Raw genomic sequence first — 15,589 nt, forward strand, 5'->3', positions numbered from 1 at the left:
ATGAAGGTTCCTGACGTCCTCCGTGCCCCGGAGGCGAGCCGGTCCAACGCCCTGCACGCCGGGGCGTGGTGGGTGTGGGCGCTCGGCCTGGCCGTCGCCGCCTCCCGCACGACGAACCCCCTCCTCCTCGGCCTCCTCGTCGGGGTCGCGGGCTATGTCGTGGCGGCCCGCCGTACGGACGCGCCCTGGGCGCGCTCGTACGGCGCGTTCGTGAAGCTCGGCCTCTTCGTCGTCTTCCTGCGGGTCGTCTTCTCGCTGCTGCTCGGCTCCCCGATCCCGGGGACCCACCTGCTGTTCACGCTGCCCGAGGTGCCGCTGCCCGAGTGGGCGCAGGGGGTGCGGATCGGGGGGCGGGTGACGGCCGAGCAGCTGGTGTTCGCGCTGTACGACGGCGCGAAGCTGGCGACCCTGCTGATCTGCGTGGGCGCGGCGAACTCGCTCGCCAACCCGGCGCGGCTGCTCAAGTCGCTGCCGGGCGCGCTGTACGAGGCCGGGGTCGCCGTCGTCGTGGCGATGACCTTCGCGCCGAACATGGTCGCGGACGTGGTGCGGCTGCGTACCGCCCGACGCCTGCGCGGCCGCCCCACGGGCGGGGTGCGGGCGGTGCTCCAGATCGGGCTTCCGGTCCTGGAGGGGGCCCTGGAGCGGTCGGTCGCGGTCGCCGCGTCGATGGACGCGCGCGGCTACGGCCGGACGGCGCAGGTCCCGGCCTCGGTACGCCGCACCACGAACCTCCTGACCCTGGGCGGACTGCTCGGAATCTGCGCCGGTACGTACGGGCTCCTCGCGGCGGAGGGCGCGGGATACGGGCTGCCGCTGCTCGGCGCCGGGCTGGTCGCGGCCATGGCGGGGCTGCGGCTCGGCGGCCGCCGGACGGTCCGCACCCGGTACCGGCCGGACCGCTGGGGGGTGCGGGCCTGGCTGGTCGCGGGGTCCGGGGTGGCGGTGGCGGTCCTGATGATCTGGGCGAACACGTACGCGTCCGAGGCGCTGCACCCCGGGGTCGTACCGCTGGAGGCTCCGGAGCTGCCGCTCTGGCCGGCGGTGTCGATCCTGGTGGGCCTGGTGCCGGCGTTCGTGGCCCCCGTACCCGCGACAGCTCCCGCTGCGAAGGAGAAGGCGTGATCCGCTTCGAGAACGTCTCGGTGACCTACGAGGAGGATGCCGAGCCGACCCTGCGGGACGTGAACCTGACCGTCCCCGAGGGCGAGCTCGTCCTGCTCGTCGGCCCTTCGGGCGTCGGCAAGTCGACCCTCCTCGGCGCGGTCTCCGGCCTCGTCCCCCACTTCACCGGCGGCACCCTGACCGGCCGGGTCACGGTCGACGGCCGCGACACCCGCACGCATCCGCCGCGCGAGCTCGCGGACCTGGTCGGCACGGTCGGCCAGGACCCGTCCGCGCACTTCGTCACCGACACCGTCGAGGACGAGCTGGCGTACGGCATGGAGTCCCTGGGCCTCGCGCCCGGCGTCATGCGGCGCCGGGTCGAGGAGACCCTGGACCTGCTCGGCCTCGCGGAACTCCGCGACCGCCCGATCGCGACGCTCTCCGGGGGCCAGCGCCAGCGGGTCGCGATCGGCTCGGTCCTGACCCCGCACCCGAAGGTCCTGGTCCTGGACGAGCCGACGTCGGCGCTGGACCCGTCGGCGGCGGAGGACGTCCTGGCGGTGCTGCAACGGCTGGTGCACGACCTGGGCACGACGGTGCTGCTCGCGGAGCACCGCCTGGAGCGGGTGGTGCAGTACGCGGACCAGGTGCTGATGCTGCCGGAGGGCGTGATGGGCGCCCCCGCCGAGATCATGGCCGTGTCGCCGGTGCATCCGCCGGTGGTGGGGCTGGGGAGGCTGGCGGGGTGGGACCCGTTGCCGCTCACGGTGCGGGACGCGCGTCGGCGGGCCGGCGAGATGAAGGGGCGGCTGGAGGGGCGGGCCCCTGCGGGGCCGGCGGGATTCTCAGCCCGTCCGGCGTTCGAGGAGCGGGGTCCGGGGCGGAGCCCGGTTCCCGGGAAGGGGCGGGGTGGGGGACTCGACCTGTTCAAGCGGCGCCGTACCCCGTCCGCACCCGCCACCCCCACCACGACCCCCCTCGTCCTCGCCGACCGCCTCGGCGTACGCCGCGGCCGCGTCGAGGCGCTCCGTCGCATCGACCTCCAGGTCCAGGCGGGCGAGACCCTCGCCCTCATGGGCCGCAACGGGGCCGGCAAGTCCACCCTCCTCTCCACCCTCGTCGGCATGATCGCCCCGACCTCCGGCACCGTGCGTGTCGCGGGCCGGGTCCCGCACACCACAAGCCCCCGCGAGCTGATCCGCCAGGTCGGCCTGGTTCCGCAGGAGCCGCGGGACCTGCTGTACGCGGACACCGTCGCCGCCGAGTGCGCGGCGGCCGACGGGGACGCGGGCGCCGCGCCCGGGACCTGCCGGGCGCTGGTGTCCGAGCTGCTGCCGGGCGTCGCGGACGACACCCACCCGCGGGACCTGTCGGAGGGGCAGCGGCTGGCGCTCGCGCTCGCCGTCGTCCTGACCGGCCGCCCGCCCCTGCTCCTCCTGGACGAGCCGACCCGCGGCCTGGACTACGCGGCGAAGGCCCGTCTGGTCGCCCATCTCCGTACCCTGGCCGCCGAGGGACACGCGATCGTGCTCGCGACGCACGACGTGGAGCTTGCGGCCGAGCTGGCGCACCGGGTGGTGATCATCGCCGACGGCGAGGTGGTGGCGGACGGGCCGACGGCGGAGGTGGTCGTCTCCTCCCCCGCGTTCTCGCCGCAGGTGGCGAAGATCCTGGCCCCGCAGCCGTGGCTCACGGTCGAGCAGGTGGAGGCGGCCCTGTGAGCACCCGCCCGGTACGCGCGGTCCGGCTGGGACCACGCTCCGTCACCGCCCTGGCCCTGGTCTCCCTCATCGGTCTCTTCGCGTTCTGCTGGCCGCTCTTCGCGGACGCCGGTTCCGCCGTGACCTCGCACGCCGGGGACGCGCCGTGGCTGTTCGCCGCCCTGCTGCCGCTCCTCGTGGCGGTGGTCGTGGCGACGATCGCGGACTGCGGGATGGACGCGAAGGCGGTGGCGATGCTGGGCGTGCTGGCCGCCGTCGGCGCGGCCCTGCGGCCGCTGGGCGCGGGGACGGCCGGTCTGGAGCCGATGTTCTTCCTGATGGTGCTGAGCGGCCGGGTCCTCGGGCCGGGCTTCGGTTTCGTCCTCGGCGCGGTGACGATGTTCGCGTCGGCCCTGCTCACGGGCGGGGTGGGGCCCTGGATGCCGTTCCAGATGCTGTCGATGGGCTGGTTCACGATGGGCGCCGGGCTGCTGCCGGGGCCGGTGGGGGTCCCCCCTGCCCGAGCGGAGCCGAGAGCTTGGGGGAGGCTGCGGGGCCGGGGTGAGCTGCTGATGCTCTCGGCGTACGGGTTCGTGGCGGCGTTCGCGTACGGCACGATCATGAATCTGCAGGGCTGGGTGCTGCTCCAGGGCCTGAGCAGCGGGATCTCGTTCCAGCCGGGCGCCCCGCTCGACGAGAACCTGGTCCGTTTCCTCGCCTATGTCACCGCCACCTCCCTCGGCTGGGACCTGGGACGGGCCGTTCTCACCGTGGTCCTCACCCTCACCATCGGCGGCACGCTCCTGAAGGCGTTGCGGCGGGCGACGCGACGGGCGAACTTCGAGGCCCAGGTCACATTCGAGGGCCCTGAGAGGCCCTCCCCGGGTGAGCCGCCCCACAGGACCTACGTCACGTACGAGCCGGAATAGTAGTCGGGCGGTACCCGCCCAAACCGCCCACAGCAGGGCATGACCTGCGGAAACATCCCACACCCACCCCCCGGGACCTTCCTCCGGGGTCCGAACCTTCCTCGTACAGGGGGTCGTTGCGTCGGCGTTCCAGCCCTGCTTGTCTGGTGGACGTCGCCAGGCAGCCGGTGCTCACCACAGCGCCTCGGACGGCCGGTTCCCCCCAGTTCCCGGGTTCCCCGGGCTCTGGTTCCGGTTTGCCGAAATCGCCTGACGCAGCCCTTGTTCCCGAAGTTAGGTAGAGATCTTGATCCGCTCGATCACCACTCGTGTCGCCGCCCGCAAGAAGACCCTCGCCGGCACCGCGGCCGTTCTGCTCGCCGCCTCCGGTGCGGTCATCGGCACGACGGGCTCGGCTTCCGCCGCCAGCCCCCAGGACGTCGCCCGCAAGATCGTGCCCGCCTCGCAGTACGCGTCGTTCAGCAAGATCGTCGAGCACGAGTCGCACTGGAACCACACCGCGACGAACTCCTCCAGCGGCGCCTACGGCCTCGTCCAGGCCCTCCCGGCCTCGAAGATGTCCTCGGCCGGTTCCGACTGGAAGACGAACCCCGCCACCCAGATCAAGTGGGGCCTGAACTACATGAACGAGCGCTACGGCTCCCCGAACGCCGCTTGGGCGTTCTGGCAGGCCAACGGCTGGTACTAAGAGTCACCGCCGCACCAGCGCACACCCGCAAGGCCCCGCCTCCCGTCAGGGAGGGCGGGGCCTGCGGCGTTTCCGCGGGACAGGGCGGGACGTCCGCCGTCGAGGCCGGGCGCGCGGCGTTCTCCGGCCCCCGACGGTCCCTACAGCCGCTGGATGATCGTCCCGGTCGCCACCGCCCCGCCCGCGCACATCGTGATCAGCGCGAACTCCTTGTCGGTGCGCTCCAGCTCGTGCAGCGCGGTGGTGATCAGCCGGGCCCCGGTCGCCCCGACGGGGTGGCCGAGGGCGATCGCACCGCCGTTGACGTTGACCTTCGCCAGATCCTGATCGAAGACCTGCGCCCAGCTCAGCACCACCGAGGCGAAGGCCTCGTTGATCTCGACGAGGTCGATGTCCCGGAGCGACATCCCGGCCTTGCCGAGGACGGCGCGCGTGGCGTCGATCGGCCCGTCGAGGTGGAAGTGCGGGTCGGCGCCGACCAGCGCCTGGGCGACGATCCGGGCGCGGGGCTTCAGCTTGAGGGCGCGGGCCATGCGCTTGGAGGCCCACATGATCGCGGCGGCGCCGTCGGAGATCTGCGAGGAGTTCCCGGCGGTGTGGACGGCGGTCGGCATCACGGGCTTGAGGCGGGCGAGACCCTCCATGGTGGTGTCGCGCAGGCCCTCGTCGCGGTCCACGAGCCGCCACATGCCCTGCCCGGCGGCCTGCTCCTCCTCGGTGGTGGGGACCTGGACGGCGAAGGTCTCGCGCTTGAAGCGCTCCTCGGACCAGGCGTTCGCGGCGCGTTCCTGGGAGAGCAGGCCGAGGGAGTCGACGCGTTCGCGGGTGAGGCCGCGGTGGCGGGCGATGCGCTCGGCGGCCTCGAACTGGTTGGGCAGGTCGACGTTCCACTCGTCGGGGAAGGGCTTTCCGGGGCCGTGCTTGGACCCGGAGCCGAGCGGAACGCGGGACATGGCCTCGACACCGCAGCTGATCCCGATGTCGATGACGCCGGCCGCGACCATGTTGGCGACCATGTGGCTCGCCTGCTGCGAGGAGCCGCACTGACAGTCGACGGTGGTGGCCGCCGTCTCGTAGGGCAGGCCCATGGTGAGCCAGGCCGTGCGGGCCGGGTTCATGGACTGCTCGCCGGCGTGGGTGACCGTACCGCCGACGATCTGTTCGACGCAGTCGGCGTGGATGCCGGTGCGTCCGAGGAGTTCGCGGTAGGTCTCGCCCAGGAGGTAGGCGGGATGAAGGTTGGCGAGCGCGCCTCCGCGCTTGCCGATGGGGGTGCGTACGGCTTCGACGATGACGGGTTCCGCGGCCATGAGCTCGTCCTCTCCTCGACCGGACGGGGCGTCCCGGCAGCCCGTCGGTCGGCGTCACGGGGGAACTAGTACGCGTTCTAGTTCTGAGTGCAGTCTTATGACTGCTACCGCGGGTACGCAAGGGTCCGGGAGGCAACACTTCCCGTTCTGGCCCTTGCTACTTGTAGAACTCGTTACTAACTTTCCCGGCAACTCCTGACGGCCCATCAGATCCCCTCATCAGATTCCCTCAGATGCGGAGCGTGTTGCCGATGCCCTGTCCCCACCTTCCCGAGGGGTTCGACGCCACCGACCCCGATCTGCTCCGCGACCGCGTCCCCTTCCCGGAGTTCGCGCGGCTGCGGCAGACCGCACCCGTGTGGTGGTGCCCCCAGCCGCCCGGCGTGACGGGCTTCGCGGACGGCGGATACTGGGCCGTCACGCGCCACGCGGACGTCAAGTACGTCTCCACGCACCCCGAGCTGTTCTCCTCGAACGAGAACACCGCCGTCATCCGCTTCAACGAGCACATCACCCGGGACCAGATCGAGGTCCAGAAGCTGATCATGCTCAACATGGACCCGCCCGAGCACACCCGCGTCCGCCAGATCGTCCAGCGCGGCTTCACCCCGCGGGCGATCCGGAACCTGGAGACGGCCCTGCGCGACCGCGCCCACGCCATCGTCGACGAGGCCAAGCGCGCCGCGGACGCCGACGGCACCTTCGACTTCGTCACCCGGGTCGCCGTCGAACTCCCCCTCCAGGCCATCGCCGAACTCATCGGCGTCCCCCAGGAGGACCGTTCCCGGATCTTCGACTGGTCGAACAAGATGGTCGCGTACGACGACCCCGAGTACGCCATCACCGAGGAGATCGGCGCCGAGGCCGCCATGGAACTCATCGGCTACTCGATGAACATGGCCGCCGCCCGCAAGGAATGCCCCGCCGCCGACATCGTCAGCCGGCTCGTCGCCGCCGAGGGCGAGGGCAACCTCTCCTCCGACGAGTTCGGCTTCTTCGTCCTCCTGCTCGCCGTCGCCGGCAACGAGACCACCCGCAACGCCATCAGCCACGGCATGCACGCCTTCCTCACCCACCCCGACGAATGGGAACTCTTCAAGCGGGAACGGCCGGCGACCGCCGCCGAGGAGATCGTGCGCTGGGCGACCCCCGTCGTCTCCTTCCAGCGGACCGCCACCCAGGACACCGAGATCGGCGGACAGAAGATCGCCAAGGGCGACCGCGTCGGCCTCTTCTACTCCTCCGCCAACAACGACCCCGAGGTCTTCACCGACCCCGAACGCTTCGACATCACCCGCGATCCCAACCCGCACCTCGGCTTCGGCGGCGGCGGACCCCACTTCTGCCTGGGCAAGTCCCTCGCCATCAAGGAGATCGAGCTGATCTTCAACGCGGTCGCGGACGCCCTGCCCGACCTGACCCTCGCCGGCGAGCCGCGCCGGCTGCGGGCCGCCTGGCTGAACGGGGTGAAGGAACTCCGGGTCCGCGCCGGGTCCTAGGGGGTGTCCTGTCTCCGCGAGCCCGGTCTGATCGGCAAGACACCCCCCTAGCCCGCGCAGCGGGGCGGGACGGAACCGGAGGGTCACCCGGCACGTCCCACCCCGCATGCGGGGGACACACAGAATCCTGACCACCATCGTCGCGCTGCTCGCGCTCCAGCTCGGCTCGCTTCTCGCACCGGCGTACGCCTGCGGCTGCGGCGCCATGATCCCGACCAAGGACCAGCGCATCGGCGTCGACCGCGAGGAGTCGGCCGTCCACTGGGACGGACGGACCGAGACCGTCGTCATGCGCTTCAACGTCCACGGCGACGCCCGGCACGCCGCCTGGATCATGCCCGTGCCGAGCCGCGCCGACGTCACCCTCGGCGACCCCGAGCTCTTCGACTCGCTCGACCGGCTCACCGAGCCCGAGCAGCGCGAGCGCTCCTACTTCTGGCCGCGCGAGGGCGACTGGCCGTTCGACCGGGACTACGGGGACGGGGCCGGGGCTCCGCCGCCCGGCGCGGGCGGCGTCGGCGTCGTCGGCCGCGAACGGCTCGGCCCCTTCGACGTCGCCCGGCTGACCGCCACCGACCCCGACGCCCTCGGCGACTGGCTGCGGACCAACGGCTTCGAACTGCCCGAACGGCTGACCGGCGCCCTCGAACCGTACGTGGAGCGGCGGTGGGAGTACGTCGCCGTCCGCCTCGCGCCCCAGCAGAAGGACGCCGTCCTCCAGGGCGAGCTGACCCCGCTGCGCATCGGCTTCGAATCCCCCGAACTCGTCTACCCCATGCGCCTTTCGCGGCTCGCGAAGACCTCCCAGAGCCTCGGCCTGTACATCCTCGCCGAGCACCGGATGGAGCCCCGCTCCCCCATCGGCGGCGACGCCCCCGAGGTGACCTTCGCCGGCCGGATCGAGCCCGCGGGCCCCGTCGCCGGGCTCGCCGGGAACCGGCCGGTCCGACTCACCGTCCTGGAGCAGGAGTTCCCCCACCCGGAGCGGATCGACGACGACCACCACCTGAGGGCCGTCGCCGACACCCCGTACCGCCGGGTCGAGTACACCGACCGGCTGCTCACGGTGGGCGGCGGAATCCCCGTATGGCTCCTGACGGTGGGCGGCGGCCTGCTCCTCGCCGCCCTCGCGACGCTCCTGGCCGTACGGGCGACAAGGCGCCGCCCGGACCTCGGCGCCGGTGTACGTTCGGCCGTATGACGAACCCTCAGTGGAACGCAGTCGACGCCTACTTCACCGAGACGATCGCCCCCGCCGACGAGGCGCTGACCGCCGCGCTCAGCGCCTCCGCGACGGCCGGACTGCCCGAGATCGCCGTCGCCCCCAACCAGGGCAAGCTCCTCCACCTGCTCGCCCGGATGCAGGACGCCCGCAGCATCCTGGAGATCGGCACCCTCGGCGGCTACAGCACGATCTGGCTGGCCCGCGCCCTGCCCGCCGACGGCCGGCTCATCACCCTCGAGTACAGCCCGGCCCACGCGGACGTCGCCCGCGCCAACCTCGCCCACGCCGGCCTGGACAAGATCGTCGAGGTCCGCACCGGCGCGGCCCTGGACAGCCTGCCGCAGCTGGAGGCGGAGGGCGCGGGCCCGTTCGACCTGGTCTTCATCGACGCCGACAAGGTCAACAACCCGCGCTACGTGGAGTGGGCCCTGAAGCTCTCCCGCCCCGGCACGGTGATCATCGTCGACAACGTGGTCCGGGGCGGCAGGATCACCACCCCCGACCCGGACGACCCGGCGATCACCGGCACCCGCGAACTCTTCGAACTCGTCGCGGCGGAACCCCGCCTGGACGCGACGGCGATCCAGACCGTCGGCACCAAGGGCTACGACGGCCTGCTGCTGGCCCGCGTGGTGCGCTAGCGCCGGGACCCGGCGGGTGTCCCCCTTCCCCGCCGCACGGGGGAAGGGGGACACCCGGGGCGCCGGGGGAAGGGGACACCCGGGCCCCGTCAGACGAGGCCTGCCAGCAGTTCCGCGAAGAGCGCCGGCCGGCTGAAGTAGCCGACGTGCGAGGTGTCCAGGGTGTGCACCTCGAAGGGGTTGTGCGGCGTCAGCCCGTCCGCCTTGCGGATCATGTGGTCCTGCACCGCCGGGGTGATGCTCGCGTCCCCGGAGAGCCGGACGTAGGTGTGCGGGACCCGGCCCCAGCGCTCCGCGGTGACCAGCGCCCCCGGCTCCAGCACCCCGTGGTTCTCGTCCGGGTCCAGCGTGTCGAGCAGCGCTCCGAAGACGCGGTCGGTGGAGTCGGCCATGACGGCGGCCTTCAGCGCGGCGAACACGGCGGGATCGGCATGGGCCGCCCGCCAGTTCAGCCGGACCACCCGCGGATCGGCGGACTCGCCCGTGAGCGGCACGGCGATCCGCGCCACCGCCGCGTCCAGCAGGTTCTCGTCGACCACGTCCCACGCCCCGGTGAGCATCGCCGGGTCGGCGAGGCAGAACGCGGAGAGGTAGACCATCCGGTCCACCAGGTCCGGCACGGCGTCGGCGACGGCACCGATCGTCAGCCCGCCGAGACTGTTGCCGACCAGCACGACCGGCCCGAGCGGCGCCAGCCGCCGCAGGACGTCCGTCACGTGCCGGACGTTGTCCCGCAGCGTGACGCCGCTCATCGGGGACGGGGCGGCGGCCAGCGCCTTCAGGTCCTGGGGCTGCCGGTAGTAGGCGGCGGGACCATCGGCCCGGTCGCCGTGCCCGGGGAGATCGACGGCGTACGAACGGTGTCCGAGCAGCGCCAGCTCGTTCTGCAGCGGGCCCCAGGCCCGTGCGTTGCTGGAGCCGCCGTGGACGCATACGAAAATGGGGCGCGAGTGTGCGCGCATGGCGGGGTTCCTCGTCATCAGGAGGCGAACGGTGGACGCGGGTCCGGGTGCCGGGCACAGGCCGGCACCGCGGTCAGCACCCCGAACGGGTGCGGATCGCCTGCCGGTTGTGGATGACGGAACACATACGAGCGACCCTAACAGGACGGAGCGTCTCGCGACCGCCCGATGACCCTACGGGGCTCAGGAGCCGGCCCGGCCCGGTGCGCTGCGACGCCAGCCCGCGAAGAGCGGCAGCTCACCGGACGCGTCCAGGACGACGACGCCGAAGGGCCGGTCGAAGGCGACCCGCTCCACGGTCCCGTGCCGCGTCGGCGCCGCGCTGCGGGTCATCGTCACCTGGGTCACCGCGGCCGCCTCGACCCCCTCCTCCGCGACCTCGACCAGCGCCTCCTGCACCACCCCGGAGACGAAGAGGCCGACCGGGGACAGAGCCGAGAAGTCGGCCCCGGGACGCAACGCCCGGCTGATCCCGAGCGACGCCAGATGGCCCTCGGCCTCGGTCCTCGTACGGAGGGTGAAGCGCGGCAGCGAGAGATCGGCCGCGTCCGCGGCGAGCGGCCGCCGCTCCGCCGGCCCGGCCCAGGCGGCGGGCATCACGTCGGCCGGCCCGGCGCCGGGCCGGCCGAGGGCGAACCGCACCCGGGCGGCCTCGTCGCCCGCGCAGGGCAGTTCGACGACGGTGACCCCGTCCACGGACCAGACCCGATCGGCCGGAATCCGCTGCCGCATGGTCGGTACGGGCCGGGTGTCGCCCGAGCCGTCGGTGAAGGGCTCGTCGCGGGTGAGGTGCGCGGGGAAGGCGGTCAGCCAGGACGCCTTCAGGGCGAGGGCGTTGACCAGGACCAGGTCCTCGGAGCCGTCGAGCCCGAGCGGCAGCCGCTGGACGCGCCCGCCGGTCGCCCTCCGTATCCAGTCGTCGAGTTCGTCCTGCTCGACGGCCGGAATCTCGCCCAGGGACACGTCGTCCGTCGCCCCGAACACCTCGTCGGGCAGCTCGAACCAGGCCGGCGCTCCGCGCAGCACCCCGAACTCCACGTCCGGCAGGCCACGCCGGAAGGCCTCCAGCACCGGCACCCTGCTCCACACACCGGCCGCCGACACGACCCCGTCCGTCACCGCGAGCCGCCGCCCGACGACGGCCACCGCCCCCGCGGCCGCCTCCCCGTCGACCCCGAGCACCCCCCGCAGCTCCTCTGCGGTCCGCCCGCGCGCCCCGGAGGCCACGGCGGCGAGAGCGAGCCACAGCCCCGCCGGCGAACAGACGAAGTCGTCCTCACCCAGACAGACCAGCCAACGGCCCGCCAGGGCCCGTACCGCGTCCGCCTCGAAGGCGGTGGGACCGGGAGTCATATCCTGCCTTTCATGAGCATCGTGAAGATCAACGTCCTGACCGTGCCCGCCGAGCAGCGTGAGGTCCTGGAGCAGCGCTTCGCCTCTCGGGCCGGGGCCGTGGAGGGGTCCGACGGGTTCGAGTGGTTCGAGCTGCTGCGCCCCGTCGAGGGCACAGACCAGTACCTGGTGTACACGCGCTGGCGCAGTGAGGAGGACTTCCAGGCCTGGATGAACGGTTCCATGAAGGCCGCACACGGGGGCGGCGGCGCGGGTGGCGGCGCGGGCAGTGGCGAGGGCGGCGGTGAGGGCGGCGAGCGGCCCAGGCCCGCCGCGTCCGGCTCCACCCTCTGGTCCTTCGAGGTCGTCCAGCAGGCGTCCCCGAAGAGCTGAGCCCGCGCGTCCCCGGCCGGCCGGGCGCCCGGAGAAATCGGGCTGCGTCCCAGGTCGTGCGCGCCGCACAATGGCGCCCATGACCTGGACCTTCTCCCCCGAGCGCGTCGACACCCCGGACGCCACCGCCCTGCGCCGCGACTACTACGACGACGTCGCCAGCCGCTACTGGAAGCGCCCGGCGACGCGGGCGGAGATCGACGAGGGCCTGACCGACGACGGGGCCGAGCTGCTGACCCCGCCGACCGGGCAGTTCCTGGTCGGGCGGTACGAGGGCAAGCCCGCCGGCTGCGGCGGGGTGCTCCTCCTCGACGAGGATCGCGCCGAACTGACCCGCGTCTTCCTGCGTCACGCCTTCCGCGGCCTCGGCGGGGCGGGCGCGCTCCTCGGCACCCTGGAGGACGCGGCGCGCGAGCTCGGCGCCCGCCGGATGGTCCTGAACACGCGCCTCGACCTGGTCGAGGCGCGCGCCCTGTACACCCGGCACGGGTACGACGAGATCCCGGCGTACTGCACGGGCCCGTACATGGACATCTGGTACGGCAAGGACCTCTGACCGGCCGCCAGGGCCGCCCCGGCCGCCCCGGCCGCCCCGGGACGACGGGAGCTGCCGGTCTGCGGATCCGGTCTGCGGGTCCGGTCAGCGGCTCTGGGCTGCGGATCCGGTCAGCGGCTCTGGGCTGCGGATCCGGTCAGCGGCTCCAGACGACGACGTCGAAGATGCCTCGCGTGTCCGACGCCAGACCGGCCAGCTCCTTGACGGTCAGGCGGACGAGCCGGCCGTCGTTCGTCGCGGCGCAGACGACCATCCCCGTCTTCAGCTCCGTCGCCGTCGAGGTGCCCAGGGTGTCGATGTCCCGCGCGCAGTCCTCGTACGAGGGCGTCTTGTTCGTCGAGTCCTTCCAGACCAGCGCCTTGACGTCGTCCCCGGGCTGCAGCATGTGGCCGCCGAACGGGTAGACGGAGAAGTCGTTCTCCTCGCGGATCTCCGACTCCGCGGGCGGCGCCGCGTCGAGGTCCTTGTCCTCCGCGTACGTGATCACCAGAGGTCCCTGCCATGCGACCGTGCCGGCCGGCTTCGCGGGCGGGGCATCGGAGGTCGGGGGCGCCGAGCTCTCCTCGCTCGTCGAGGCCTCCTGGCTCGTCGCGGTCTCCGGGCTCCGCGAGGAGTCCGCGGAGGAGTCCTCGCCGTTCCCGTCCTCCGCCCCGGACGGGCCGGTCGAGCTCGTCACCGGGGTCTGCGCCCGCGGCGGGGCGTCGCCATCGTTGTTGGTGCTCACCAGGTACGTGCCGACGACGCCGATCATCGCCGCCACCAGCGTGGCCGCCGCGCCGATCCAGGCGCCCCGGTGCGAGGACGTACGCGCCACGACGATCGGCGCCGGGGCGCCGTATCCACCGCCGTATCCACCGCCGGCCCCGCCCGCGTACCCGCCTCCGTACCCGTCGTGTCCGCCGGTCGGCGGTCCGGCGGGCGGTCCGGCCGGCGGGTGTGCCGGAGGATGTGGCGGCGGAGTCGGCCGGCCCTGGCCCTGACGTGGTTCTTCGCTGTTCATCCTGCCCGCTCCCCCTGTGATGCGATCTTGAAGGGGACAGCGTACTGAGGGGATCTGAGTGACTGTCATACAGGGAGTGCGGCCGTGCGCGCCTACCCGTCGTGGTCGCGGGGCGGATCCGGGTCGCGCGGGCGCTCCGCGTCCGAACCGCTCAGCTCCGCCGTCAGCTCCTCCACGAGTTTCACCAGGTCGGTGGGCCGGTCCGGCCCCCACCAGTCGCCGAGCAGCTCGGCGAGCGACTCCTCGCGGGCCGCGTCGAGCCGCGTCGCGGCCTGGACGCCCTCCTCGGTGAGCATCAGCTGGACCCCCTCCCGGCTGACCAGGCGCCGTTCCTCCACCTGCAGGGAGGCCTCCGTGATCACCTCCGGCGGCACGGGCACGTGCTCGGCGAGCCGGACGGGTTCGACGGTGCCGTGGCGGCGGATGCGGAGCAGCAACCAGCTCGCCGCCGGCAGCAGGTCGAGCCCTGCGCGCGCGGTGATCCTCTCGTAGATCTCCCTGCGGCCCGCACGGGAGCCGAGGACGGACAGGGCGCGGGCGCACTCCTCGTACGAGGAACGCTCCACGGGGCCGGAGGCGGGCGTCCGGCTGGTGTCGGGCGCGGTGACCGATCCCCGCAGCCTGTCCTCCTTGAGGAACCAGGCGACGAAGAAGGCGACCAGGACCACCGGTGCCGCGTACAGGAAGACGTCGGCGATGGACGTGGCGTACGCGTGCAGGACGTCGGGGCGCAGACCGGCCGGGAGCGAGGCGACGGTGCGCGGGTCGGCGGCGACCTGCTCGGGGCCGATGCCGGGCGGGAGGTCCTGTCCGGAGGCGGTGGCGGCGGCGAACACGTCGTCGAGCGAGTCGGTGAGCCGGGTGGTGAAGATCGTGCCGAAGACGGCGACGCCGAAGGAGGCCCCGATGGAGCGGAAGAAGGTGGCTCCGGAGGTGGCGACGCCGAGGTCCCCGTACGGGACGGCGTTCTGGACGACCAGGACGAGGACCTGCATGACCAGGCCGAGGCCGACGCCGAAGACGAAGAAGTAGACGCTCATCTCGCCGGTGGACGTGGTCTCCGTCAGCCCGTGGAGCAGGAGCAGCCCGAGGCAGGTGACGGCGGTGCCGGCGATCGGGAAGACCTTCCAGCGGCCCGTACGGGAGACGATCTGGCCGGTGACCGTCGAGGTGATCAGGATGCCGGCGACCATCGGCAGCATGTGCACGCCGGACTTGGTCGGAGTGACGCCCTGCACGACCTGGAGGAAGGTCGGCAGATAGGTCATCGCGCCGAACATCGCGAAGCCGATGACGAAGCTGATGACCGCGACCAGGCTGAACGTCCGGATCCTGAACAGCTTGAGCGGCAGCACGGGTTCGGCCGCCCGCCGCTCCACCTGCACGAACAGGACGAGGAGTACGGCTCCGAGGACGGCGAGGCCGATGATCTGCGCCGAACCCCACGCCCAGGTGGTGCCGCCGAGCGAGGCCACGAGGACCAGACAGGTGGCGACGGAGGCGATGAGGAGGGTGCCGAGGTAGTCGATGGTGTGCCGGGTGGAACGCGCCGGGACGTGCAGGACGGCGGCGATCACGAAGAGGGCGACGATGCCGATCGGCAGGTTGATGTAGAAGACCCAGCGCCAGGAGAGCTGCTGGGTGACGACCCCGCCGAGCAGCGGACCGAGGACGCTGGTGGTGGCGAAGACGGCGCCGAAGAGCCCCTGGTACCTGCCGCGCTCCCGCGGCGGCACGAGGTCGCCGACGATCGCCATCGACAGCACGATGAGACCGCCGCCGCCGAGGCCCTGGATCGCGCGGAAGGCGATGAGCTGCGGCATGTTCTGGGCGATGCCGCAGAGCGCGGAGCCGATGAGGAAGAGGACGATCGCCGCCTGGAAGAGTCTTTTGCGCCCGTACTGGTCGCCGAGCTTGCCCCAGAGCGGGGTGCCCGCCGTGGACGCAAGGATGTAGGCGGTGACCACCCACGAGAGGTGCTCCATGCCGCCGAGCTCGCTGACGATGGTCGGCAGTGCGGTGGAGACGATGGTCTGGTCGAGGGCGGCCAGCAGCATGCCCAGGAGCAGCGCGCCGATCGCGACGAGGACGGTGCGACGGCTCTGCCCCTCCCCGGGCGCGGGGGCGCCACCGAGCTCGGAGGGGCTTACTTCCTGGGCCATGGGCGTCTCCTCGGGGCGTCTCGTCGGGCGTCCCGCCGGACAGCCCATGGGACGGCTTCTCCATCCTGGTCTGAATGTCCGGATA

General features: G+C 72.7%; 14 protein-coding genes. 9 read left to right on the top strand and 5 right to left on the bottom strand.

Annotation, left to right across the window (positions count from 1 at the left end; genetic code table 11):
• The 4 genes from ACFQ79_RS14090 (at nt 1) to ACFQ79_RS14105 (ending at nt 4,424) form a co-directional block, all read left to right on the top strand.
• Nucleotides 1-1,125, top strand: coding sequence for an energy-coupling factor transporter transmembrane component T (locus ACFQ79_RS14090; protein ID WP_383582709.1), 1,125 nt, complete (start codon nt 1-3; stop codon nt 1,123-1,125).
• Nucleotides 1,122-2,828: an ABC transporter ATP-binding protein gene (locus tag ACFQ79_RS14095; protein WP_383582712.1), complete on the top strand. Its 1,707-nt coding sequence runs from the start codon at nt 1,122-1,124 to the stop codon at nt 2,826-2,828. Before ACFQ79_RS14090 ends, ACFQ79_RS14095 begins: the two co-directional genes overlap by 4 nt.
• Entirely contained in the window at nt 2,825-3,736 is a 912-nt protein-coding gene (locus ACFQ79_RS14100; protein ID WP_383582715.1) for an ECF transporter S component, read from the top strand. The genes ACFQ79_RS14095 and ACFQ79_RS14100 overlap by 4 nt, the downstream gene beginning before the upstream one ends.
• 286 nt (nt 3,737-4,022) lie before the next feature.
• Nucleotides 4,023-4,424, top strand: coding sequence for a transglycosylase SLT domain-containing protein (locus ACFQ79_RS14105; RefSeq protein WP_209494572.1), 402 nt, complete (start codon nt 4,023-4,025; stop codon nt 4,422-4,424).
• 140 nt (nt 4,425-4,564) lie between these two features.
• On the opposite strand, the gene ACFQ79_RS14110 is transcribed toward ACFQ79_RS14105, so the two are convergent.
• The gene (locus ACFQ79_RS14110) at nt 4,565-5,734 is read right to left on the bottom strand and encodes a steroid 3-ketoacyl-CoA thiolase (protein ID WP_355964847.1); all 1,170 of its coding nucleotides are present in this window, start codon (nt 5,732-5,734) and stop codon (nt 4,565-4,567) included.
• Nucleotides 5,735-5,985: 251 nt separating this feature from the next.
• Between ACFQ79_RS14110 and ACFQ79_RS14115 the strand changes: the two genes are divergently transcribed.
• From ACFQ79_RS14115 to ACFQ79_RS14125, 3 genes are all read left to right on the top strand, one after another.
• Nucleotides 5,986-7,233 carry a cytochrome P450 gene (locus tag ACFQ79_RS14115; protein ID WP_383582718.1) on the top strand — a complete coding sequence of 416 codons (1,248 nt, stop codon included), beginning with the start codon at nt 5,986-5,988 and terminating at the stop codon, nt 7,231-7,233.
• Nucleotides 7,234-7,339: 106 nt separating this feature from the next.
• On the top strand, nt 7,340-8,434 hold the full coding sequence (locus ACFQ79_RS14120) for a DUF2330 domain-containing protein (RefSeq protein WP_383582721.1): 1,095 nt from the start codon (nt 7,340-7,342) through the stop codon (nt 8,432-8,434).
• Nucleotides 8,431-9,099, top strand: coding sequence for an O-methyltransferase (locus tag ACFQ79_RS14125; protein ID WP_383582724.1), 669 nt, complete (start codon nt 8,431-8,433; stop codon nt 9,097-9,099). The genes ACFQ79_RS14120 and ACFQ79_RS14125 overlap by 4 nt, the downstream gene beginning before the upstream one ends.
• A gap of 89 nt (nt 9,100-9,188) precedes the next feature.
• Here the strand turns inward: ACFQ79_RS14125 and ACFQ79_RS14130 are convergent, their stop codons facing one another.
• Complete coding sequence (locus ACFQ79_RS14130) at nt 9,189-10,061, bottom strand: alpha/beta hydrolase (protein WP_383582726.1); 873 nt, start codon at nt 10,059-10,061, stop codon at nt 9,189-9,191.
• A 183-nt stretch (nt 10,062-10,244) separates the two neighbouring features.
• Nucleotides 10,245-11,414, bottom strand: a complete 1,170-nt coding sequence (locus ACFQ79_RS14135) for a serpin family protein (RefSeq protein WP_383582729.1) — start codon at nt 11,412-11,414, stop codon at nt 10,245-10,247.
• A gap of 12 nt (nt 11,415-11,426) precedes the next feature.
• Here ACFQ79_RS14135 and ACFQ79_RS14140 point away from each other — a divergent pair, with 12 nt between their 5' ends.
• Nucleotides 11,427-11,786: an antibiotic biosynthesis monooxygenase family protein gene (locus tag ACFQ79_RS14140; RefSeq protein WP_383582732.1), complete on the top strand. Its 360-nt coding sequence runs from the start codon at nt 11,427-11,429 to the stop codon at nt 11,784-11,786.
• 70 nt (nt 11,787-11,856) lie between these two features.
• Complete coding sequence (locus ACFQ79_RS14145; RefSeq protein WP_383582735.1) at nt 11,857-12,342, top strand: GNAT family N-acetyltransferase; 486 nt, start codon at nt 11,857-11,859, stop codon at nt 12,340-12,342.
• Nucleotides 12,343-12,478: 136 nt separating this feature from the next.
• Here the strand turns inward: ACFQ79_RS14145 and ACFQ79_RS14150 are convergent, their stop codons facing one another.
• Entirely contained in the window at nt 12,479-13,342 is an 864-nt protein-coding gene (locus ACFQ79_RS14150) for a hypothetical protein (protein ID WP_383582737.1), read from the bottom strand.
• A 92-nt stretch (nt 13,343-13,434) separates the two neighbouring features.
• Nucleotides 13,435-15,504 (bottom strand): DHA2 family efflux MFS transporter permease subunit, encoded by a 2,070-nt coding sequence (locus ACFQ79_RS14155; RefSeq protein ID WP_383582740.1) that lies wholly within the window; start codon nt 15,502-15,504, stop codon nt 13,435-13,437.
• Between the last annotated feature and the right edge of the window lie 85 nt (nt 15,505-15,589).

The sequence above is a fragment of the Streptomyces sp. NPDC056480 genome (assembly GCF_042795405.1).
Lineage (GTDB): Bacteria > Actinomycetota > Actinomycetes > Streptomycetales > Streptomycetaceae > Streptomyces.